This window comes from Mameliella sp. CS4 (assembly GCF_019392335.1).
GTDB lineage: Bacteria > Pseudomonadota > Alphaproteobacteria > Rhodobacterales > Rhodobacteraceae > Antarctobacter.
Window position 1 is genome coordinate 205346 of the sequence record NZ_JAHXRQ010000001.1, and the last position, 22631, is coordinate 227976.

At 65.4% G+C, this 22631-nt stretch carries 22 protein-coding genes; 11 read left to right on the plus strand and 11 right to left on the minus strand.

Annotated elements, in window-relative coordinates; genetic code table 11:
* The first annotated feature begins 34 nt into the window (after positions 1–34).
* Positions 35–445, plus strand: coding sequence for a VOC family protein (locus KZZ07_RS00995; protein WP_219510848.1), 411 nt, complete (start codon positions 35–37; stop codon positions 443–445).
* 32 nt (positions 446–477) lie between these two features.
* Here KZZ07_RS00995 and KZZ07_RS01000 read toward each other — a convergent pair whose 3' ends face one another.
* From KZZ07_RS01000 to KZZ07_RS01010, 3 genes are all read right to left on the minus strand, one after another.
* The gene (locus KZZ07_RS01000) at positions 478–1029 is read right to left on the minus strand and encodes an NADPH-dependent FMN reductase (RefSeq protein WP_219510878.1); all 552 of its coding nucleotides are present in this window, start codon (positions 1027–1029) and stop codon (positions 478–480) included.
* A gap of 114 nt (positions 1030–1143) precedes the next feature.
* Complete coding sequence (locus KZZ07_RS01005; protein ID WP_219510881.1) at positions 1144–1800, minus strand: YiaD family glycine zipper/OmpA-like lipoprotein; 657 nt, start codon at positions 1798–1800, stop codon at positions 1144–1146.
* A 177-nt stretch (positions 1801–1977) separates the two neighbouring features.
* Positions 1978–2820, minus strand: a complete 843-nt coding sequence (locus tag KZZ07_RS01010) for a methylated-DNA--[protein]-cysteine S-methyltransferase (RefSeq protein WP_219510884.1) — start codon at positions 2818–2820, stop codon at positions 1978–1980.
* Positions 2821–3004: 184 nt separating this feature from the next.
* On the opposite strand from KZZ07_RS01010, the gene KZZ07_RS01015 reads away from it, so the two are divergent.
* From KZZ07_RS01015 to KZZ07_RS01035, 5 genes are all read left to right on the plus strand, one after another.
* Complete coding sequence (locus KZZ07_RS01015; protein ID WP_219510887.1) at positions 3005–3925, plus strand: Hint domain-containing protein; 921 nt, start codon at positions 3005–3007, stop codon at positions 3923–3925.
* 155 nt (positions 3926–4080) lie between these two features.
* Positions 4081–4725, plus strand: coding sequence for an endonuclease III (nth, locus tag KZZ07_RS01020; protein ID WP_219510890.1), 645 nt, complete (start codon positions 4081–4083; stop codon positions 4723–4725).
* Positions 4722–5711 (plus strand): adenosine kinase, encoded by a 990-nt coding sequence (locus tag KZZ07_RS01025; protein WP_219510893.1) that lies wholly within the window; start codon positions 4722–4724, stop codon positions 5709–5711. The genes nth and KZZ07_RS01025 overlap by 4 nt, the downstream gene beginning before the upstream one ends.
* Before the next feature lie 157 nt (positions 5712–5868).
* A complete protein-coding gene (locus KZZ07_RS01030; RefSeq protein WP_219510897.1) occupies positions 5869–7056 on the plus strand; it encodes a S8 family serine peptidase in 1188 nt (395 codons plus the stop codon).
* A 57-nt stretch (positions 7057–7113) separates the two neighbouring features.
* A complete protein-coding gene (locus KZZ07_RS01035; protein ID WP_219510922.1) occupies positions 7114–7650 on the plus strand; it encodes a putative glycolipid-binding domain-containing protein in 537 nt (178 codons plus the stop codon).
* Positions 7651–7669: 19 nt separating this feature from the next.
* Here KZZ07_RS01035 and polA read toward each other — a convergent pair whose 3' ends face one another.
* From polA to KZZ07_RS01055, 4 genes are all read right to left on the minus strand, one after another.
* Positions 7670–10477: a DNA polymerase I gene (polA, locus tag KZZ07_RS01040; protein WP_219510955.1), complete on the minus strand. Its 2808-nt coding sequence runs from the start codon at positions 10475–10477 to the stop codon at positions 7670–7672.
* 77 nt (positions 10478–10554) lie between these two features.
* A complete protein-coding gene (gene trhA / locus KZZ07_RS01045; RefSeq protein WP_219510973.1) occupies positions 10555–11250 on the minus strand; it encodes a PAQR family membrane homeostasis protein TrhA in 696 nt (231 codons plus the stop codon).
* A gap of 108 nt (positions 11251–11358) precedes the next feature.
* On the minus strand, positions 11359–12270 hold the full coding sequence (locus tag KZZ07_RS01050; RefSeq protein WP_219510976.1) for a pirin family protein: 912 nt from the start codon (positions 12268–12270) through the stop codon (positions 11359–11361).
* A 98-nt stretch (positions 12271–12368) separates the two neighbouring features.
* Complete coding sequence (locus KZZ07_RS01055; RefSeq protein WP_219510978.1) at positions 12369–12548, minus strand: zinc-finger domain-containing protein; 180 nt, start codon at positions 12546–12548, stop codon at positions 12369–12371.
* A 67-nt stretch (positions 12549–12615) separates the two neighbouring features.
* Here KZZ07_RS01055 and KZZ07_RS01060 point away from each other — a divergent pair, with 67 nt between their 5' ends.
* On the plus strand, positions 12616–13551 hold the full coding sequence (locus KZZ07_RS01060) for an ABC transporter ATP-binding protein (protein WP_255564092.1): 936 nt from the start codon (positions 12616–12618) through the stop codon (positions 13549–13551).
* A 194-nt stretch (positions 13552–13745) separates the two neighbouring features.
* Here the strand turns inward: KZZ07_RS01060 and KZZ07_RS01065 are convergent, their stop codons facing one another.
* A complete protein-coding gene (locus KZZ07_RS01065; RefSeq protein WP_219510983.1) occupies positions 13746–14114 on the minus strand; it encodes a histidine triad nucleotide-binding protein in 369 nt (122 codons plus the stop codon).
* 124 nt (positions 14115–14238) lie between these two features.
* Positions 14239–15813, minus strand: coding sequence for a DUF5928 domain-containing protein (locus KZZ07_RS01070; RefSeq protein WP_219510992.1), 1575 nt, complete (start codon positions 15811–15813; stop codon positions 14239–14241).
* A 130-nt stretch (positions 15814–15943) separates the two neighbouring features.
* On the opposite strand from KZZ07_RS01070, the gene KZZ07_RS01075 reads away from it, so the two are divergent.
* Positions 15944–16762 (plus strand): sulfotransferase family protein, encoded by an 819-nt coding sequence (locus KZZ07_RS01075; protein ID WP_219510996.1) that lies wholly within the window; start codon positions 15944–15946, stop codon positions 16760–16762.
* A gap of 22 nt (positions 16763–16784) precedes the next feature.
* Here the strand turns inward: KZZ07_RS01075 and rpiB are convergent, their stop codons facing one another.
* On the minus strand, positions 16785–17234 hold the full coding sequence (gene rpiB / locus KZZ07_RS01080; RefSeq protein WP_219510998.1) for a ribose 5-phosphate isomerase B: 450 nt from the start codon (positions 17232–17234) through the stop codon (positions 16785–16787).
* A 93-nt stretch (positions 17235–17327) separates the two neighbouring features.
* Complete coding sequence (locus KZZ07_RS01085) at positions 17328–17906, minus strand: DUF1285 domain-containing protein (RefSeq protein WP_219511008.1); 579 nt, start codon at positions 17904–17906, stop codon at positions 17328–17330.
* 69 nt (positions 17907–17975) lie between these two features.
* Here KZZ07_RS01085 and KZZ07_RS01090 point away from each other — a divergent pair, with 69 nt between their 5' ends.
* From KZZ07_RS01090 to KZZ07_RS01100, 3 genes are read left to right on the plus strand one after another with little or no spacing between them, the layout of a single operon-like run.
* Positions 17976–18995, plus strand: coding sequence for an AAA family ATPase (locus KZZ07_RS01090; RefSeq protein ID WP_219511023.1), 1020 nt, complete (start codon positions 17976–17978; stop codon positions 18993–18995).
* The gene (locus tag KZZ07_RS01095) at positions 18992–19870 is read left to right on the plus strand and encodes a DUF58 domain-containing protein (protein WP_219511026.1); all 879 of its coding nucleotides are present in this window, start codon (positions 18992–18994) and stop codon (positions 19868–19870) included. Before KZZ07_RS01090 ends, KZZ07_RS01095 begins: the two co-directional genes overlap by 4 nt.
* The gene (locus KZZ07_RS01100) at positions 19867–22629 is read left to right on the plus strand and encodes a DUF4159 domain-containing protein (protein WP_219511030.1); all 2763 of its coding nucleotides are present in this window, start codon (positions 19867–19869) and stop codon (positions 22627–22629) included. Before KZZ07_RS01095 ends, KZZ07_RS01100 begins: the two co-directional genes overlap by 4 nt.
* Positions 22630–22631 lie beyond the last annotated feature (2 nt).

The following is a 22631-nucleotide window of genomic DNA, read 5'->3' on the forward strand; positions in this document are numbered from 1 at the left end:
AGGCTCCTTGATTTTTGCCGGGGTTATTCCAGCCATGCCACCTGCCGTCCAGTCGCTCGACCACCTCGTGCTGACCGTCGCCGATCCCGCTGCCACGCGGCGGTTTTACGAAACCGTGCTTGGGATGCAGGCAGAGCGGTTTAGCCCCGCGGATGGCAGCACCCGGTGGGCGCTGAAATTCGGTCGGCAAAAGATCAACCTGCACATGGCAGGGCAAGAGTTCGACCCCAAGGCGCGCACGCCGGCCCCCGGCACGGCAGACCTCTGCTTTCTCAGCGAAACGCCCCTGGCAGAATGGCAAGCGCATCTTGCCGCGCATGATGTCGCCGTCGAAGAGGGGCCATTGCCGCGCACCGGCGCCACCGGCCCGATCCGGTCGCTTTACATCCGCGATCCGGACGGCAACCTGATCGAGATTTCCAATCCGGTGTCCGATCCGGCCTGAATACGGCCTGAATCCAGCCTGAGCGGGGCGCCTCAGCCGCGCATCCGCTCCACCTCGCGGCGCAGTTCCTGCATCTGCTCGGTCAACAGCTTCAGCGCGCGTTCGTCGGTCAGCCGCCCGTCCCCGTCGAACTGTTTGCGGCTTTGCGCCAGCATCACCTCTGGCCCGGTCAGCAGGCGCGGGCGGAAGGGGTTGAGGCACAGCCGCGCCATGTTCTGCGCGCGCTCGCCCCCGGCCCGGCCCGCCGCAGCCGACATCAGCGCCACGGGTTTGTCCTGCCAGGGATTGCCCTCGGTCCGGCTGATCCAGTCCAGCGCGTTCTTGAGCACCCCGGAGAGGCCCTTGTTGTATTCCGGCGTCACCACCAGAACCGCCTCCGCGCCCGCGATGGCATCGGCGGCGGCCTGCACGGCGCCAGGAATGCCCTGCTCGTCCTGGATGTCCTGATCGAACAGCGGGAACCGCAGGTCCAGCTCGCTGAAACTGTCGGGCGTAAAAAGGCGGGCGGCCTCGAACATCAGTTTGCGGTTGCTGCTGTCGGCGCGCAGCGCGCCGCACAGGCCGACGAGGGTGGGGTCCGGCATGGTGCTCTCCTGTCTGTCTCCCCCTGACCTACATAGAAAAAGCGCCGCGGCAAGGCGCGGCGCTTTGATCTGTCGATAAACCGGGGCAGACCCCCGGGCATGATCGCCCCGGCGTCAGCGGTTGGGCAGGATCACGATCTCGACCCGGCGGTTCTGGGCCTTGCCCTCGGGCGTCAGGTTCGACGCAACGGGCTGATCCTCACCCCGGCCGATGACCGAGATACGCGACGAGGGCACGCCCTCGGAGATCAGCACATTGGCCACCGAGCGCGCGCGGCGCTGCGACAGGTCGAGGTTGTAGGCGGCGGCACCGTCGCTGTCCGTATGGCCGATCACCTGAGCGGTGGTGTTCGGGTAGGCCAGCAGCGACTGGCCCACGTCGCGCAGGTCGGAGACCAGCGTCGGGCGCAGGTTGGCGCTGTCGGTCGGGAACAGGATGTCCTGCGGCATGGTCACGATCAGCCGGTCGCCGGTGTTGCGGATGGTGACGTTGTCGCCCATCTGCTGGCGCAGCTCGGCCTCTTGCTTGTCGAGCTGGTTGCCGATGGCGGCCCCGGCGGCGGCGCCCACAAGCGCACCGGCGGCGGTGGCGCGGTTGCGCTCACCCTTGTCGCCACCGCCCAGCAGGCGGCCGGCCACGGCCCCGACACCGGCGCCAACCAGCGCGCCGGTCTTGGTCTTGGCGTTGGGATCGTTCGGCCCCGTGGTGCAGGCCGACAGGCCAATGACAGCCACGGCGGAGATGAGAATCGCGGATTTCGCCCGGATCATGTGTAGCCTCTTTTCAGGTTTGCCCCGCTGGAATGGGGTCTTTCACTGCCGATATGCAATAACATCCGCCAAAACCCCAGCCCTGTCACCGTGAAAATCGGCAAGGCTCCGCGCATAGCCCCGGGGGCGAGCGTGTTTCGCGCGCGAAACATCTTTTCTTTACAGATTGTTAAGGCCTCAAGCCTCCAATCTTGCCGCTTCCCAGGCAAGGATGGCCCGTTTCACCGGCAGACCCCAATGATACCCCCCCAGTCCGCCGGATTTGCGCAGGGCGCGATGACAGGGGATCAGGTAGCTGATCGGGTTGCGCCCCACCGCCGTGCCGACAGCGCGCATTGCCTTGGGATGGTCAATGGCCTCGGCGATCTCGGAATAGGTGGTGACATGGCCCGAAGGGATCTGCAGCAGCGCCTCCCAGACCTTGATCTGAAACGGCGCGCCGATCAGGTACAGCGGCACCGGCCCGTCCGCCTTGACACCGAAGGCCGCCAGCGCCCAGGGCCGCAGGCGCATCGGATCCTCGACGAACTCCGCCCTTGGCCAGCGCGCCCGCATGTCTTCCATCGCCTCGGCCTCTGTCGTCTCGGCGGAAAAGGCGATGCCGCAGATGCCCTTGTCCGTGCCCATGACCAGCGCCGGGCCAAAGGGGCTTTCGAACCAGCCCCAGTAGATCGTCAGGCCCGCCCCCGCACGCGCGAAATCGCCGGGGCTCATCGCCTCCCACCGCAGAAAGAGATCGTGCAGGCGCCCGCCGCCCGAGAGGCCCGTGGCATGGGCGGTTTCCAAGGTGGTAAAGCGGTTGGCCAGCAAGGTCTTGGCGTGGCCCAGCGTCAGATACTGCTGGTAGCGCTTGGGAGAGACCCCGGCCCACTGGCTGAACAGGCGCTGAAAATGCGCCGGGCTCATGCCGACCTCGCGCGCGATGTTGTCCAGCGTGGCCTGCGGGCCCAGCCGGTCGACCGCCTCGATGGCGCGTCGCATGACGTTGTAGTGATAGCTCTGGTCGTCGTCCTTGGGCATCGGCTGTCTCCTTGGCGCCGGTTTTACCGCGCCCGTGCAAGACGCACGATCCGAATATTGCGCAAAGGCAATCCGGCAACACCTTTGCCGAGGGGCGCCGAGGCGCGGCCAAAAAAATTTGACTGCGGGGCAGAATTCCTTACTTCCGATATTGATTGACAAAACAATGACGGGGACGGCGCCCATGCCTTTCAGCATCACCAAAGGTATCGAGTATGACGTTTTTGACGGTGGCCCGGGCAACTTCAACTTCCAGCCCAGCCCCGGGACGGCAACCGATCTTGGTGCCCTGGGACCTTTCGGCGGCGAAGGTGTCGACGACAACCAGTTCACGGTCGGTGAGGACATTTCCGGCACCAATGCAATCTACATTGGCGACATCCTGATCGAGGGGAACCTGTACCCGGTGATGACGGCGGGCGGGGATTATCCGGTCGCCGCTGGCGGCAACGTCTTCATCCTGGTGCCGGACTACCTGCCGGAACCCTCGTCCTTTCCGGCCTCTTTCGATTTCAACCCGGACGTGGTCGAGGAAACCTATTCCTACTGTTTCGCGGAAGGCACCCGCATCGCCACCGAGGCGGGCGAGGCCGAGGTGCAGGACCTGGCCCCCGGTGACTTGGTGCGCACCGCCGACGGACGGCTGGAGCCGGTTCGCTGGGTCGGCAAGCAGACCATCGACCGCCATTTCAACGCCGGTTTCGCGCTGGTCCGGATCGCCGCCGGCGCCCTGGGGGATGGCCTGCCGAAACGTGACCTCGTGCTGACCGGCGACCATGCGATGGCGCTGGACGGCTGCCTGGTGAACGCCAGCGCCCTGGTCAACGGTGAGACGATCACCTTCGTGCCGATGGCCGAGATGGCAGCCCGGACCACCGTCTACCACGTCGAAACCGCCCGCCACGAGGTGCTGCTGGCCGAAGGCGCGGGGTCGGAAAGCTTTTGCGACTACGCCGGGCGCCACAAGCTGGACAACCACGCCGACTATCTGGCCACCTATGGCGCCGAACACATCATTCCCGAGATGGACCTGCCGCGCATTTCCTCGGCCCGGCTGCTGCCCGCCGCCCTGCGCGCCCGTCTGGGCCTGCGCGACGCGGCCTGACGTGCCGCGGCTGACGCCGAACGCATAAAGCACATCCTGAACGGCCCGGGCTTCTGCAAGAATTCCGGGCCGTTTTCATTGAAAGACGACTGGCGCCCGGCCCCGCATGCCCCCGGGTCTTGCAGCGCTATGGCGTTGCGGGCATAGGGGAACGCATGGCCAAGCAGCTCGATTACCACACGATCCGCGAGATCTTTACCCGGTTCCAGGCGTCCGAGCCCGAGCCGAAGGGCGAGCTGAACCACGTCAACGCCTATACGCTGGTGGTGGCGGTGGCCCTCTCGGCGCAGGCCACGGACGCGGGCGTCAACAAGGCCACAGAAAAGCTGTTCCAGGTCGCCGACACGCCGGAAAAGATGCTGGCCCTGGGAGAAGAGGGTGTGACCGAGCACATCAAGACCATCGGCCTGTATCGCAACAAGGCCAAGAACGTCATCAAGATGGCGAAGATCCTTGTCGAGGACTACGGCGGCGAGGTGCCGAACAGCCGCGCCGCGCTGGAAAGCCTGCCCGGTGTCGGTCGCAAGACCGCCAACGTGGTGCTGAACATGTGGTGGCAGTACCCGGCGCAGGCGGTGGACACGCATATCTTTCGTGTCGGAAACCGGACCGGCATCTGCCCCGGCAAGGACGTGGTCGCCGTGGAACGCGCGATCGAGGACAACATCCCGGTCGACTTCCAGCAGCACGCCCATCACTGGCTGATCCTGCACGGGCGGTACATCTGTGTCGCCCGCAAACCCAAGTGCAAGGCCTGCCTCATCAACGACCTCTGTCCATTCGAGGAAAAGACGACATGAAGAAATACCAGGTCGTCGGCATCGGCAATGCCGTCGTCGACGTGATCACCCGCTCTGACGATGCCTTTCTGGCCGATATGGGGATCGAGAAAGGCATCATGCAATTGATCGAGCGCGAGCGCGCCGAACAACTGTATGGTGCGATGGGCAACCGCGTGCAGACCCCGGGCGGGTCGGTCGCCAATACCATCGCCGGACTGGGCAACCTGGACGCGCGCTCTGCCTTTATCGGGCGCGTCGCGGATGACGACCTGGGCGAATTCTATGCCTCGGCGATGAAAAACGAGGGCATCGCTTTCGTCAACGATCCAGTCAAGGGCGGCGAACTGCCCAGTTCGCGGTCGATGATCTTTGTCTCGCCCGATGGCGAACGCTCGATGAACACCTACCTTGGCATCTCCGCTGAACTGGGGCCGGACGACGTGTCCGAGGACGTGGCGGGCGAGGCCGAGATCCTGTTCCTCGAAGGCTATCTCTTTGACAAGGACAAGGGGAAGGAGGCCTTCCTGAAGGCCGCGCGCGCCTGCAAGGCGGCGGGTGGCAAGCCGGGCATCGCGATCTCCGATCCTTTCTGCGTCGAGCGTCACCGCGCGGACTTTCTGAAACTGATCGAACACGACATGGATTTTGTCATCGGAAACGAGGACGAAATCCGCTCGCTGTTCCAGAATGACGACCTGGACGCGGACCTGCGCGCCGTGGGCGCGATCTGCCCGCTGGTGGTCTGCACCCGGTCGGGCGACGGGGTGTCCGTCCTGCACGAAGGCACCCGCATCGACGTGAGCGTCGAAAAGATCGTGCCCGTGGACGCCACCGGCGCGGGCGACCAGTTTGCCGCCGGGTTCCTCTATGGCCTGGCCACCGGCGCGGATATGGAAAAGGCGGCCCGCATGGGCGGTGTCGCCGCGCGCGAGGTCATCAGCCACATGGGTCCGCGCCCGGAAACCAGCCTGCTGGACCTGTTCCGCCAACAGGGCCTGATCTGACCACGGCCTGACCATTCGGGCGCCTGTCTGGCCATCTGCCGCGGGCGCCCGTCTATTTCATGGCGATTTCACGCGGCATTCACGCAAGTGCCGTTCCTCCCCGCATCCCGGACCGTTAGCCTTATCCACAAGGGGTCAGTTGTCCGGGACGCGGTGCATGACGCGATACATCCTTTTGCGGGACAAGACCCGGAACTGGCGCAGACCGCGCGTCCCCCTTGTGCGCGACATCGCGCCAGAGGATGCCGATGCCCCCGCCGACCCGCAGATCGAGGTGGCCGAGCTGACGCCGGACGACCTGCGCAAGACCGCCGGGGACCGCGATCTGCTGACCATCCAGCCCGCCATGCCGACCCGCCTGCTGACCCCCGAACCGATGGACGAGCTGCGCGCCTGCGACATGGTTCCGGGCTGGGGACTGCGGGCCACCGGCGCGGACTGGACCTCGATGACCGGCGCCGGGGTGCGGGTGGCGCTGCTGGACACGGGGATCGACGCCGGGCACCCCTGCTTTGCCGGGGTCGAGGTGACGGCACGGGACTTCGCCGGAACCGGTGTCGCGGATGCCAACGGACACGGCACGCATATGGCCGGCACCGTGCTGGGCCGCGACCTGGGCGGCACGCGGATCGGCGTGGCGCGGGGGATCGCCGACTTGCTGGTGGGCAAGGTGCTGGCCGACAACGGGCGCGGCAAGTCCGAGGATTTCCTGAACGCCTTGCTCTGGGCCGTGCGGGAAAAGGCACAGATCGTCGGCTTTGCGCTGGCCTTCGATACCGCGGCCCAGATCGAGGCGCTGGTCGACGAAGGCTACCCCCTGCCGCTGGCCACGGCGGCGGCGGTCCATGCCTATCGCGGCAACCTGCGCATCTGCGAAATGCTGTTGCAGATGATCGGCGGCGGAGAGGTACCGCTGATGCTGGGCGCCGTGGGCAACGACTCGCTGCGCACCATCGCGCATGAATTCGAGACCGGCCCCGTTGCCCCGGCTGCCGCGGCGGGTGTGCTGGCGGTGGGCGCCTGCGGACCGGGCGAAGATGGGTTCTGCCCCGCGCCTTTCACCAACGCGGGCGCCGCCGTGGTGGCGCCGGGTGTGGGCATCATCTCGGCAGGGCCGGACGGCGGGTTGCGCCCGCTGAACGGCACGTCGATGGCATTGGCGCATGCGGCGGGCCTCGCGGCGCTCTGGGTCGAGAAGATGCGCGCCGAGAACAAGACCGTGACGGCGCAGACGCTGGCGGCGCGCCTGATCCGCTCTGCCACCTATGACCCGCTTTGCCCCGGCGCCTCTTACATCGACTGCGGCAGAGGGTTGATCCAGGCCCCCGAAGGATCGCTGGACTGACTGACGCCACGACAGGGACAACGTGCTAGACTGGCGTCGATAGGAGGAGGCACAGCCATGATCGCAGGAGCCTATGCCGTCTTGTGGGTCCGCCAGGACGGGCCGGGAAATGACGCATGCCGTTTCGCAGAGGCCGAGGGCGGCTTTCTGATCGACGGGTCATCCACCGATGCGGACTGGACCGCGTTGCGGTATCGCATTCGCGCCCGCGGCGACGGGACGACGCGCCGTGTCCGCATCGGTGCCCGGTCCCGCATCTTCATTCAGCGCAACGCAGAGGGCGACTGGATGCTGAACGGGGCACCCGCCCCGGAGGTCGCCGGAGCCAAGGATATCCATCTTGGCTTTACCCCCGCCGCGCTGACCCTGCCGATCCGGCGCCTCGCGCTTGGTATCGGAGACGAAGCCGAAGTCGATCTTGCCAGCCTGGACCTGGACCAGCCGCGCCTGACCCCTCTGCGCCTGACCATCCGGCGGACGGCAAAGGACAAATACCAGACCGCCGAGACAGACAGTGGGAGCACGTCCAACCTGACAGTGGATGCGCAGGGGATCGTGCGCGCCGTCGAGGGGCGCTGGATCGCGCAGAAGTAACGCGCGACGCGCGTGGGCCTTAGTGCGCCTCGGCCCAGTTTGCGCCTTGCCCCGCGTCCACCACCAGCGGCACGTCCAGTTTCACCACCGGGTCACAGGCACTTTCCATGACCTCTTTCGCCACGCCGATCAACTCGTCTACAGCGCCCTTCTCGACCTCGAAGAGCAGTTCGTCGTGCACCTGCAACAGCATCCGCGCGGGCAGGTCCGCGATGGCATCGGGCATCCGCACCATCGCACGCCGGATGATGTCGGCGGCTGTGCCCTGGATCGGCGCGTTGATCGCGGCGCGTTTGGCAAAGCCCGCGCGCGGCCCCTTGGCGCCGATCTCGGGCGTGTGGATCTGGCGTCCGAACAGCGTCTCGACCCGCTTGTGTTCCTTGGCGAATTCCACCGTGTTGTCCATGTAGGTCTTGATGCCGGGGAACCGTTCAAAGTAGCGGTCGATAAACCCCTGCGCCTCGGACCTCGGAATCCGCAGGTTCCGCGCCAGACCAAAGCCCGAGATCCCGTAGATCACGCCAAAGTTGATCGCTTTTGCCTGCCGCCGGATATCCGGCGTCATCTCGTCCAGCGGCACGTTGAACATCTCGCTGGCCGTCATGGCGTGAATGTCCTGCCCGTCGCGGAAGGCCTGTTTCAGCGCCGGCAGGTCGGCCATATGGGCGAGGATGCGCAGTTCGATCTGGGAATAGTCGAGGCTGACCAGCACCTGCCCCTCGGGCGCGATAAAGGCGGTGCGGATGCGGCGCCCTTCCTCTGACCTCACGGGGATGTTCTGCAGGTTCGGATCGTTCGAGGCCAGCCGCCCGGTGTTCGCACCCGCGATGCTGTACGAGGTGTGCACCCGCCCCGTATCCGCGTTGATGTGTTCCTGCAAAGCGTCGGTATAGGTCGATTTCAGCTTGGACACCTGCCGCCAGTCCAGCACCCGGCGCGGCAGTTCGTATTCCGTCGCCAGATCCTCCAGCACATCCGCCCCGGTGGAATATTTGCCGTTCTTGCCGCGCTTGCCGCCCTCAAGGCTCATCTTGTCGAACAGGATTTCGCCCAATTGCGCAGGGCTGCCGACGTTGAACTTTTCCCCCGCCAGCTCGTGGATCTCCTCTTCGAGCTGGGCCATCTTCTGGGCAAAGGCGCTGGACATGTTGCGCAGCACCTCGCGGTCGACCTTGATGCCGGTCATCTCCATCTGCGCCAGCACCGGCACCATCGGGCGTTCCAGCCCCTCGTAAACGCGCGTGACCTTGGCCCGGTGCAGCTGCGGCTTGAACACCTTCGCGAGGCGCAGGGTGATGTCCGCGTCCTCGGCGGCATAGCGCGTGGCCTTGTCGATGGGCACATGGTCAAAGGTGATCTGGCTCTTGCCGCTGCCGATGATCTCCTTGATCGGGATCGGCGTGTGGCTGAGATAGCGTTCGGCCAGCGCATCCATCCCGTGCGTGTGCAGCCCGGCATTCATCGCGTAGGACATCAGCATCGTGTCGTCGATCGGCGCGATCTGCACGCCATACCGCGCCATGACCTTGGCGTCGTATTTCATGTTCTGGCCGATCTTCATCACCGCCGGGTCCTCCAGCAGCGGTTTCAGCGCCTCCAGGGCCTGATCCAGCGGGATCTGCCCCTCTGTCAGTTCCTTGGATTCGAACAGCCCCTCTCCGCTTTCGCCGCGATGGGTCAGCGGGATATAGCAGGCGTGCCCGGGATCGACGCAGAGCGAGATGCCGACCAGATCGCAGGTCATCTCGTTCAGGCCCGTGGTTTCCGTGTCAAAGGCCACGGTGCCACGTTCATTCGCGCGGTCGATCCATTTCTGCAGTGCCTCCATGTCCGCGACGGTTTCGTACCGTTCCGGGTCGATGGCGGGCCAGTCCGGGTCCTCGTCACGCGGATTGGCGCCCTCGGGCGTGGTATCGGGGATCACCGGCGCCTCAACCCCCAGGCCGTCGGCGATGCGCTTGGTCAGGGTGCGAAACTCCATTTCCGTCAGGAAGCCCAGCAGCACATCCGGTTCCGGGTCGCGCACCTCGAGATCGTCCAGCGTAAAGGGCAGGTCCATGCCCTCGTCCAGCTGCACCAGCTTTTTCGAAAGCTCGATCTGGTCGCGCTTTTCGATCAGGGTCTGGCGCCGCTTGGGCTGCTTGATCTCCTCGGCGCGGTCGAGCAATTCCTCAAGCGAGCCGTATTCGTTGATCAGCAGGGCCGCCGTCTTGATCCCGATGCCCGGCGCGCCGGGCACGTTGTCGACCGAATCCCCCGCCAGCGCCTGAACGTCCACCACCCGTTCGGGCGGGACGCCGAATTTCTCCATCACGCCTTCACGGTCGATGAGCTTGTTCTTCATCGGGTCCAGCATTTCGACGCCGTCGCCGACAAGCTGCATCAGGTCCTTGTCCGACGACAGGATCGTGACCCGCCCGCCCGCCTCGCGCGCGCGGCAGGCCAGGGTTGCCATGATGTCGTCGGCCTCGAACCCCTCGATTTCCTTGCAGGCGATGTTGAACGCCTCTGTCGCCTGCCGGGTCAGCGGGATCTGCGGGCGCAGGTCCTCTGGCATGGCCTCGCGGTTGGCCTTGTACTGGTCGTAGAGGTCGTTGCGGAAAGTATGGCTGCCCTTGTCAAAGACGACGGCCACATGGGTGGGCGCATCCGGGCCGGTGTTCCCTTCGACGTAGCGGTGCAGCATGTTGCAAAAGCCCGAGACCGCGCCGATGGGCAACCCGTCGCTCTTGCGGGTCAGGGGCGGCAAGGCGTGGAAGGCCCGAAAGATATAGGCCGAACCGTCGATCAGATGCAGGTGGCATCCCTTGCCGAAAGTGCTGGCCATGTCTCGTCTCCCGCTCAGGTCATGTCACGCATGATGTGCCATGAACCGCGGCGGGGTGCCAGCGGCGGATTTCAGCTTTAGCGCGCCGCCACCACCGGATGCGGTACGGCGGCCGCCAGGAAGACCGCCACGAAAAAGACGATGGAGGCCGCAACCACCAGTCCATGCCAGATCGTGTTGTGGAACCGCAGGCGCGAGGCCATCAGGAAGGGTGTTCCGATGGAATAAAGCACACCCCCCACCACCATCAGCACGCAGACCGACAGGGGCAGGGCCGCCAGCAGGTCCCAACCGCCGATCACCACGGCCCAGCCGGTGGCCAGGCACATCAGCACCGCCAGCCCCGCGGGCAGACGCCGTTTGAACAGCGTCACTGCCGCGGCCCCTGCCGCCGCGCTCCAGACAGCGGCGAGCAGGCCCGATCCTGTGCCCGACAACAGCGCGAAGGGCGTATAGGTGCCTGCGATCTTGAGGTGGATGGCCGACATGTCCAGCCGCCGGAACAGCTCCGTCAGATGCGGACGCCCGACGTGGTTGTACAACAAAGAGGCGGTCAGCATCACGATCAGCGTGCCGCCATAGATCGACACGCCGACGATCCCGGCCATATCCCCCCGCCAGATCGCTGTCAGGGTGATCAGCACCGGCACAGCCGCCAGGGCCATGACCAGCGCGGCCAGGTGCACGGCCATGTCGCTGGCCAGTTCCGCCCGGCTATAGGCCCGCTCATCGCGGTCCGGCAGGGCGATGGGGATGTCCCGTTGTGCCGTCATAAGGTCAGGGTATCCGCACGAGGGTTGAATGCAAACACCCTGACATGGACAGGTAAGCAACTCGTGACCAGGGATGACAGCCGCGCGGCTGCCATCCCTGGGTTTCGATCAATGGGCGGGCTTGATGAAGGTGCCGTTGTGCAGATCCTGCATTGCCTTGCGCAGCTCTCCTTGGGTGTTCATCACGATGGGCCCGTGCCAGGCGACAGGCTCCTGGATCGGCTTGCCCGCAACCAGCAGGAACCGGACACCCTCGGGACCGGCGCTGACCTTGACCTCGTCGCCATTCCCGAAGCGCACCAGCGTCCGGTTGCCCGACATGTCGCGGATGTTGACCTCTTGCCCGCCGAATTCCTTTTCGACGCGCACGCCCACAGGGTCCGCCGCCTCGGCAAAGCGTCCGGACCCGGCAAAGACATAGGCAAAGGCATTGGCCCGGGTGTCGATGGGCAGCACCTTGGTCACGTTCGGCGGCACCGACACATCGAGGTACAGAGGATCGGCGGCGATCCCGTCGACGGGCCCGCGCTTGCCCCAGAAAGACCCGGTGACAACCTTCACCCGCGTCCCGTCGTCCTCGATGATCTCGGGGATGTCCGCGCCCTGGATGTCCTGGTAACGCGGCGCCGTCATCTTCAAGGACGACGGCAGGTTCGCCCAGAGCTGAAAGCCGTGCATCTGGCCCCTGGCATTCCCGCGCGGCATTTCCTGATGCAGGATGCCGGACCCGGCTGTCATCCACTGCACCGACCCGGCGCCAAGCACGCCCTCGTTGCCCAGCGAATCGCCATGCGTCACCTCGCCCTCAAGGACATAGGTGATGGTCTCGATCCCCCGGTGCGGATGCCAGGGAAAGCCTTTCAGATAATGCGCCGGGTCTTCGTTGCGGAAATCGTCCAGCAACAGGAAGGGATCGCTCTCTGACGTATCGCCAAAGCCGAAAACGCGGTGCAGGTGCACGCCGGCGCCCTCCAGCGTGGGCTGCGCGGCGGATTGAGAGGTGACAGGTCGGAAGGTCATGGCAAACTCCTCATGGGTTTGCCACAACATAGGGTGCGCCGCGCGCCGCCCCAATCATCACCCGCGCACAGTGCCTGTGACGCGCCTCACAGTGGCGTTCAGGCTTTGCCCTCGAAATCCTTGTGCACGTATTTCGCGTCGCAATAGGGGCATTCGACAAAGCCGGTCTCAAGCGGGATCTGCAACCAGACCCGGGGATGGCCCAGGGCCCCTTCGCCGCCGTCACAGGCGATGCGATAGCTCTCGACAATCTTCGTCTCGGGCGCTTGGGTCGTCATCTGGTTCCCTTTCGCGATGCTCTGGCCTATTTGCCTTATGACCAAAGCCGAAGATAGGAGCAAGCCGTTGGACAAGGGGCAGAATGACGCCGCAATCCGCATCGAGGGCCTGACCAAGACCTACGCGGGCGGCAAACAGGCACTGAAGGGCGTCGATCTTGCGGTGCCTGCAGGCTCGGTCTTTGGCCTGCTGGGGCCGAACGGCGCGGGCAAATCGACGCTGATCAACATCCTCGCCGGTCTGGTGATCAAGACCGCGGGCAAGGTGCAGATCTGGGGCTGGGACCAGGACCGAAACCCGCGGCAAAGCCGCGCCGCCATCGGTGTCATGCCACAGGAACTCAACCTCGACCCGTTCTTTACCCCGCGCGGGGCACTGGACGTGCAGGCGGGGCTTTACGGCGTGCCGAAATCGCAACGCCGCACCGACGAGATCCTGGAAATGGTCGGCCTCACGGACAAGGCCGAGGCCTACGCCCGGACGCTGAGCGGCGGCATGAGCCGCCGCCTGCTGCTGGCCAAGGCATTGGTACATTCGCCGCAGGTGCTGGTGCTGGACGAACCCACGGCAGGGGTCGACATCGAGTTGCGCCAGATGCTCTGGAACAACGTCCGCAAGCTCAACCGCGAGCGTGGCATGACCATCATCCTCACAACCCACTACCTCGAAGAGGCCGAAGAGATGTGTGATGAGATCGCCATCATCAACCACGGCCAGCTGGTGGCGCAGGACAGCACGTCCAACCTGCTGGGCCGGCTCGACGCGCGCACGATGGTGATCCAGCCGGAAGAGGCCCCGGCACAGCTGCCCCAGGCCCCCGGGATCGAGTCCGAGACCCGCCCCGATGGCAGCCTCGCGCTCACCTATCGCTCGACCCAGACCAGCGCCGAAGAGGTGCTGGCCGCGGTGCAATCAGCCGGCATCCGCATCCGCGAACTCCGCACCGAGGAGCCGGACCTCGAGGACGTCTTCCTCGCCCTGACCAGCAGCAACGCGGCCTGAACGCGCCGGATCTTTTTTGAGTATTTTCAGAGAGAAGAAACCCTGCCGCTTCTTCTCTCCGGAAAATACTCCGGCCAAGCGTCATCCGTCTGCGAAACAAGTGCCAGAGGCGGCGGCTCCCCACATGCCCCGAGCCCGGAGGCCGGAGGCCGCAGGGCGAGACATCCTGTGCGCCCGCAGGGCGCGCCTTTGGCTTATGCCTTTTCCAGCATCCGGCCCAGCGGGCGGCCGGCCAGGATGTGAACATGCAGATGCGGCACTTCCTGCACGCCGTCGCGGCCCGCATTGGAAATCAGCCGGTAGCCGCCAGCTTCCAGCCCTTCCATCCGGCAGACTTCTCCGATCACCCGGTTGAAATCCAGGATCTCGGCGTCCGACGCCTCTTGCGCGAAATGGTCGTAGCAGACGTAGGCGCCCTTGGGGATCACCAGCACGTGCACCGGCGCCTGCGGATAGATGTCGCGAAAGGCCAGCGTATGCTCGGTCTCCAGCACCGTCTTGTTGGGGATCTCGCCGGTCAGGATCTTGGCGAAGATGTTTTTCGGATCGTAGGTATAGGCCATGCCGCGCGTCCTGTTGCTGCTGGGGCTGTGTCTGGTGGATGTCCTGCCCCGGATCGGGGGCGGATCTTGCCCTTGGCATAGCCCCTGCGGCGGGGAACGCCACCGCTTTCTTGAGGCGCGCGGCTCAATCCGCGAAGAGTTGATCCTGCGCCACGATCTCCTGCGCGACACTCAAGGGGACTGAAAGAAAGCCCGCCACCGCCCGGGCATGGGCCTCACGCGGGTCGGTTTCGCGCAGGCGCAGGTGGGAATCGAACTTGGCGTCGCGGATGCGGTCGCTTTCGTGCAGCAGATCGTTGCGCACCGTCGGCAGCAGCCGCGCCAGAGTCTCGGGCGGGGTCCGCTCACCGGCCAGGCCCGAGCGCATGGCGTGGCCGGTCAGGTAGTCGTCCGAGAATTGACACTCGATCTCCAGCATCCGGGTCTGCGCCCGGTCGCGGCCAAAGTCCTCCAGCAGGTCGAGATTGGCCGGGTCCATGCAGATCACCAGCCGGTCGGTCTCGTAATAATCGTAGAGCATCCGCATCAGCGCCCGGCGGTGGCGGTGGCGCTTGGACATGGTGGACTGGATGCCGCCGAGGTCCGGCAGGGGACAGCTGTCCTCGTTGAACAGATACTCGATGCAGGGAATGTTTGTCATCTGGCGGATGCGGTCGGTCAGCCGCTTGGCGACATGCCACTTCTTGCAGATCACGATCAGCAGTTCGCGTTCGCGCCCCAGGCTGCTTTCGGTTTCCCAAAAGCGTGGCGCGAACCGGCGGCCCGTCCGCCCCCGTTCGGTCAGGAAGCGATACAGCGACCGCCCCTCGTTCGAGACCTGGAACCGCGCCGTTTCGGCGGCATAAAGCACGCCCAGGCGGCGGCGCAGGTCGGTCGCCTCGGGGCTGATCTTGCGCGCGAACAGATAATCCTGGCTCAGCAACAGGTCGTAGTGATCGTTGTAGAAATTCACCGGCATCCCGTAGTCGGTGAACAGCAGGAAGGTCAGCGTGCGGCTTTCGATCTCGTGCTCGGGCACGAGATGGCGCACGAGGGTCTGAAAAAAGGTCTCGTCCGGAATCCAGGTGCTGGCGAAAAAGCGCATCACGTCGCGGCGTTTCTTCGTGAAATCCAGGATCCATTCGATGGTGCGGCGGCGCAGGCACCACCACTGGCTGCCGATCATCACCTCGATGTCGTCCGGGATGCGACGTTTCAGGCCAAGGCGTTTCTGCGCCTCGAACATCGCGTAAAACAGGCGCTTCTGGGTGCGTTCGTTGAACCAGTGGCGGTAGATCAGCCGCTCTTCCTTCCAGCCGGTCTTGATCCAGTCCGACTGGAAATAGTCAAAGCTCTCGATGTAGTCGCATTCGCGGCGGTCCAGAAAGGCATGGGCGTATTCGGCGGACTTGATCGCCATGCAATCGCCCGAGACCATGTAGAAATGCGTGGCGCGCGGAAAGGCATCCACCGCCGCCTCGACCGCGTTCAGCGTGGCGCGCACCAGGCTCCATTCGCCCCAGCCGCACTTGATCCTCCGGGCGAAGGTCACATTGGGATTGTCCTTGAGCGCGGTCTTGATGCGGGCAAAGGCATCCGCCCCGGCGCGGGCATCGAAATGGATGGAAATGTAATCACCCACGGCAGTCAGGCTCTGCGCCTGCTTGATGATGGCGTCAGGATCCTTGTGACACAAAAGGATGAAGGCAATTTTCGCCATCCAGAGAACCAATCGCCCCAATTTCGCCCGATTGTTTATGTTGATAGAGATGAATTTCTGTTGAATAAACCTGCTTTGCGCGGATTTTCGGCTGGGAACCGCCACGGCAGGCGACAAAGGGACAAGACTGATGGGGTTTCCCGGCACCTGGATGACCGAGAGCGAGAGCGTCCTGTATCGCGTCGTGCCCAAATGCGCCTGCTCGACGATCGGGCAGATCCTCTACTATTCCGATCACGGCGCGTTCTTCGATGGCGACATCCACGACGCCAAGGAGGGCCTGCACAAATGGGCGCTGGACCACAGCCAGCCGATCATCAGCGCCAACGTGAAGACGCGAAACTCCTATGCCTTCACCTGTGTGCGGAACCCCTATACCCGCGTCCTGTCCAGCTTTTTCGACAAGATCTGCGGCATCCAGCGCAACGGCAAACGCTATCGCGGCAACATGGTGCCGTTGTTGATGCAGAAATACGGGGTCGAGGTGGGCGATCCCGAAAACGGCTTTGAATTCGACCAGGTGCGCAGCTTCCGCCGTTTCCTGCTGTTCGCGCGCGACACGATCCGCTGGCGCCGCCCGATGGAACCCGACATTCACTGGTCGGCCATGTCAGGCCATGTCGGCACCTTCATCGTGAACGGCGGGCGCTATGACCGCATCATCTGGACGGAAAAGTTCAACGAGGGGATGCAGGACGTTCTGGACCATATCCGGACGCTCCACCCGGTCGACCTGGCAACCATCCCCCGGTTCAACGAATCCGAAGGCCACGGCCCGAAACGTGCACATCCGGTCGAGGATTATTTCGACGATCTGTCGATGCACCTGGTCAAGGAGATCTATGGCCGGGACTTCGACCTGTTCAAATACGATTTCGACAACCCGGGCAACAAGATGCCCATCGGCGAGATCGACCTGGACGAGGTGCACGCCAAGCTGGGCGACTGAGCGCCCGGCCCGGCAGAGCGGTTCAGGTTTCCAATGCCTTGATCATGTCCACGCGGGTGCCGTGGCGCCCGCCTTCGAACTCCGTTTCAAGGAAGGCATCGACGATCTCCAGCGCCAGCCCCTCACCCACGATACGCGCGCCCAGTGACAGGATCTGCGCGTCATTGTGGGCACGGATCATGCGGGCCGAAAACGGGTCGGCGCAGACGCCGCAGCGGATGCCGGGCACCTTGTTCGCCGCCATCATGATGCCCTGCCCGGTGCCGCACAGAATGATGCCAAAGGCGCACTCGCCCGAGGCGACCTTGCGCGCCGCGGCGGCGCCGTGTTCAGGGTAATGGGTGCTTTCGGGCGTGACGGGCCCGATGTCCACCGCCTGCCAGCCCTTGGCCTCGATATGCTTGGCGATGGCCTGCCGCAGGTCGATGGCGGCGTGGTCGCTGGAAAGGACGATACGTTTGGTGTCGGTCATGGCGGCTGTGTTCCGTTTCCGGGGATCTCTGAGGTTCGCGGCAGCCTCTAGCACGCTGCCCGTCCGCTGTCCCCCCGAAAGCTGAGGCCGCCTTCAGCCCAGCTCGGACGAGGGGATGATCGGAAAGAACTGGCCAGAGGACCAGACCCCGAACCAGCCGTCGTGATGCGCGCCCAAGTCCACCAGCCGGTAAAAGCTTTTGCGGTCGATCAACGCCTCCAGGTTGGCACGGATCAGGACATAGGGTGAGGGTTCGCCCGTTTCGGGGTCGCGCTCTACCCGGATCGGGTGGTCCGGCCCTGCCGCGGCAAAGTCGCCCACATGTGTCTCGAAGGTCAGAACCTGCGACTCGCCCTCGCCCTCGGATTCGAAATCGACGGCCACAAAAGGCGCGTCATCGACGGTGATCCCCACTTTCTCGACCGGGGTGACCAGAAAATAATCATCTCCGTCCTTGCGCAGGATCGAGGAGAACAGGCGCACCAGCTCGAATCTGCCGATCGGCGTGCCAAGGTAGAACCAGGTCCCGTCGCGCGCGATACGCATGTCCAGATCGCCGCAAAATGGGGGATTCCACTTGTGCACGGGCGGCAGACTCTTGCCTTTCCGGGCCTCCCGGGCCGAGGCGGCAAGGCCTTCGGCAGACGGGGTCACGAGATTTTGTCCACTCATAGTTTTTGCCATTCCCTTCCCAGTCGATACATACTTACCCAAAGAGATAGTATGCAATGGAGAGATGACATGTCCGATCACGCAGGCGCGGCCGAGGATCTGGTCGCCGAGATCGAGGCGCTGGAAGACAAGCTGGCCGAGGCCAAGCGGTCTATCACCGCGCGCTTCATCGGGCAGGAACGGGTTGTCGACCTGACGCTGTCGTCCCTCCTGTGCGGGGGTCACGCGCTGCTGATCGGCCTGCCGGGCCTTGGCAAGACGCGGCTGGTGGAAACCCTGTCGACGGTCATGGGGCTCAACGGCAACCGGGTGCAGTTCACGCCCGACCTGATGCCCGCCGACATCCTTGGTTCCGAGGTGCTGGAAACCGGTGCCAATGGCGAACGGACGTTCAAGTTCATCGAAGGCCCGATCTTTTGCCAGCTATTGATGGCGGACGAAATCAACCGCGCCTCACCCCGGACGCAGTCGGCGCTGTTGCAGGCGATGCAGGAAAAGCAGGTCACCGTTGCCGGCCAGACCCGCTCTCTCGAGGCGCCGTTTCACGTTCTCGCCACGCAGAACCCGATCGAGCAGGAAGGCACCTATCCGCTGCCCGAGGCGCAGCTTGACCGTTTCCTTGTCCAGATCGACGTGGCCTACCCGGATCGCGGCACCGAAAAGGACATCCTGCTGGCGACAACGGGCACCGAAGAGGCGCAGTCGCACCAGGTATTCACCGGCGAGGAACTGATCGCCGCGCAGACGCTGCTGCGCCGGATGCCCGTGGGCGACGCGGTGGTCGAGATGATCCTGGACCTTGTGCGCGCCTTCCGGCCCTCTGATCCGTCTTCTCCGGAACGGGTCAAGGATATCGTCGCCTGGGGCCCCGGCCCGCGCGCCGCGCAGGCGCTGATGCTGACCGTCCGCGCCCGCGCCCTGCTGCAGGGCCGCCTGGCGCCATCGCCCGAGGATGTGCTGGACATGGCCAAGCCGGTGCTGGTGCACCGCATGGCGCTGAGCTTCTCGGCCCGAGCACGGGGTGAGGATCTGGGCGCATTGATCGACGAGACCGCCGAAAGCCTGCGCCGGACCGAGGCCGCGGCGTGACAGCCACCGTCGCCCATCTGCGCACCCGCGCCCAGGAAGAGGCCGGGCGCTTTCCGGCCCTTCTGGCCCGTGCCGAGCACCTTGCCGGGACGGTCCTGCTGGGCGACCATGGTCGTCGGCGCGCCGGGCTGGGAGACGATTTCTGGCAATACCGGCCGCTGCAACCCGGCGACAGCTATCGGTCCATCGACTGGCGCCGCTCTGCCCGCGGGGACGAACAATTCGTGCGTGACCGCGAATGGCAGATCGCCCAAAGCGTGCAGGTCTGGGTCGATCCCGGCGCCTCGATGCGCTTTTCCAGCCACAAGAACCTGCCGACCAAGGCGGATCGCGCGCGACTGGTCGCGCTGGCAGCCTCGATCCTGCTGATCCGGGGCGGCGAGCGTGTCGGCCTGACCGGCTGGCGCCTGCCTCCGCGCCGGGGCGACCTGCAGACCCTTCGGCTGGCCGAGATGTTTTCCGAAGAGGGTGAGGACGACTACGCCGAACCAGAGGCGCGCGGCATGTTGCCGAATGCCAAGGCGCTGTTCGTGTCGGATTTCCTTGGGGATGTCGACCCGGTCGAGGCGGCGCTGACCAAGGCCGCCGACCGTGGCGTGCGCGGTGTTCTGCTGCAGGTTCTGGACCCAAGCGAAGAGGCCTTTCCCTTCGACGGGCGCACGATCTTTGAAAGCGTGAACCAGACCATGCGGCACGAAACGCTGAAGGCCGGTGACCTGCGCGCGACCTACCTGCAGCGGCTGGCCGAGCGCAAGGCGCGGCTGGACGCGATCTGTCGGCTGACCGGCTGGCAGCATTTCACCCATCACACGGACCAGACCGCGCAATCCGCCCTGTTGTGGATCTACCGCGCGCTGGACGGGAGCCAAGGATGACGCTTTTCGGCCTGATCGGTTTCACGACGCCCTGGCTCTTGCTGGGGCTGCTTGCCCTGCCCATCCTCTGGATCATCCTGCGGGCGGTGCCGCCCGCGCCGATCCGGCGGATGTTCCCGGGCGTGGTCCTGCTTCTGGGCCTCAAGGACGAGGAGCAGGTGACGGACCGCACGCCGTGGTGGCTCTTGCTGCTGCGGATGCTGGCGGTGGCGGCGGTGATCGTGGGACTGGCCGGGCCGGTGCTGAACCCCGACAATGACAATGAGGCGGCGGGCGACGGGCCGCTCTTGGTGGTGATGGATGCCAGCTGGGCCTCTGCCGCCGACTGGCGCGGGCGGATGATCGCGCTGGACGGGTTGCTGGCCGAAGCGGGGCGCAACTCGCGGCCCGTGGCGGTAATGCGCCTGACCGATCCGCAAGAGGTCCAGTTCCTCAGCGCCGATGTGCTGCGCACGCGGCTGTCCGGCATCCTGCCCGAACCCTGGCAACCCAGCGACGACACCATCGCCCGCGCAATCGAGTTGCTGCCTGAAGACGGATTCGACACCTACTGGATGTCCGACGCCCTAGCCCGCGAGGGGCGTGAGGCGCTGCTGACCACGCTGGAGGCGCGCGGCACCGTGACCGTCTTCGAGGCGCCGCGCACGCTCTATGCGCTCGAACCGGCGCAGATCTCCGAGGGCAACCTGCTGATCACCGCGCGCCGCCTGCGCGAGGGCCCCGAGGCCGAGGTGACGCTGGCCGGGCACGGCAAGGATCCGGCGGGCAACCCGGCAGTGCTGACCCGCAACACGCTGACCTTCGAGGCGGGGATGATGGAGTCGGTCACCGAGATCGCCCTGCCCGCCGAGCTGCGCGCCCGCATCGAACGCTTTGAAATCGAGGGCTCCCGCAGCGCCGGCGCCGTCACTCTGCCCGACGACAGCCTGCGCCGGCGCGAGGTCGCCCTGATCGCCGGCAGTACAGACCGCGAGGGGTTGGAGCTGCTGTCGCCGCTGCATTACCTTGAAAAGGCGCTGGAACCCAGTGCCGACCTGCTGGACGGCGCCCTGCTGGACATCCTGCCCGCCAATCCCGACGTCATCATCCTGGCCGACGTCGCCACGCTGTCGCCCGCCGAAGAAGAGGCCGTGCTGGAGTGGCTGGACAAGGGCGGCATGCTGTTGCGCTTTGCCGGGCCGAAACTGGCCGCCTCGGACATCAGCCGCGACCGCGAGGACCCGCTGATGCCGGTGCGCCTGCGCGCCGGGGGCCGCACCGTGGGTGGCGCCATGAGCTGGGGAGAACCCAAGGCACTGGCGCCCTTCCCCGACGACAGCCCCTTTTTCGGGCTGGAAATCCCCGACGACGTGACCGTGAACAGCCAGGTCATGGCCCAGCCTGACCCGACGCTGGCCGCGCGCGTGGTTGCACAGCTGTCGGACGGCACGCCGCTGGTCACGCGCAAATCCGTGGGACAGGGACAGGTCGTCCTGTTCCACGTTACCGCCAACGCGGAATGGTCCAGCCTGCCGTTGTCGGGCCTCTTCGTGCAGATGCTGGAACGGCTGGCCGTCTCCTCTGCCGCCACCCAGCCCGAGATCGAGGACATGGAAGGCACCGTCTGGCAGCCGATCCGCGTGCTGGATGCCTTTGGCCGCCCGCGTGAGGCCAGCACCCTGCCCGGCGTCGACGGCCCTGATCTGGTGGCCGCGCCGTTGGGACCGGAACTGCGCCCCGGCGTCTACCAGGGCGAAGACCGCAGCCTGGCGCGCAACGTCGTCACAACCGACATGGAACTGATCCCGATGGTCTGGCCCGACCGCATCCCGGTCGAGGGCATCGTGCAGCCCCAGGAGAAACCACTGGCGGGCTGGCTGCTGGCCGCGGCCATCGCGCTGCTGCTGGCGGATGTGATCGCCTCTCTGGCGCTGTCGGGGCGCCTGCGGGGCGCGGTCTCTGCCGGGATCGTGCTGGGCGCGCTGATGCTGGCGCCGCAGCACGGACAGGCCCAGACCGCCGATGACCGCGCCGCCAGTGCCGCCGCCAGCGAAGTTGTGCTGGCCTATGTCATCACCGGCGACAGCACGGTGGACGACCTGTCAGAGGCCGGATTGCGCGGCTTGTCCGACACGCTCTATTTCCGGACCTCGGTCGAACCGAACCCGCCGGTTGGCGTGGATCTGGAGGTCGACGAACTGGCCTTTTACCCGATGCTGTATTGGCCGATCACCGCCAGCCAGCCGACCCCCTCGCGAGAGGCCTATGCCAAGCTGAACACCTACCTGCGCACCGGCGGCATGATCGTCTTCGACACGCGGGACGCGGATATCGCCGGCTTCGGTGCCGCAACGCCGGAGGGCCGCAAGCTGCAGCAACTGGCCGCGCCGCTGGACATTCCACCGCTGGAGCCTGTGCCGGAGGATCACGTCCTGACCCGCACCTTCTACCTGCTGAACGCCTTTCCCGGGCGCTATGCGGGCCGAGAGGTCTGGGTCGAGGCCGCGCCACCGGACGCCGAACTGATCGAGGGCATGCCCTTTCGCGACCTAAACGACAACGTAACCCCGGTGGTCATCGGCGGCAACGACTGGGCCGCCGCCTGGGCGATGGATGGTAACGGCAATCCTCTGGTACCCATCGGCAGCGGCTTTACCGGGGAACGCCAGCGCGAGATCGCCTACCGTTTTGGCGTGAACCTCGTGATGCACGTCCTGACCGGCAATTACAAATCCGACCAGGTCCATGTCCCCGCCCTTCTGGACCGCCTGGGCCAATAAGC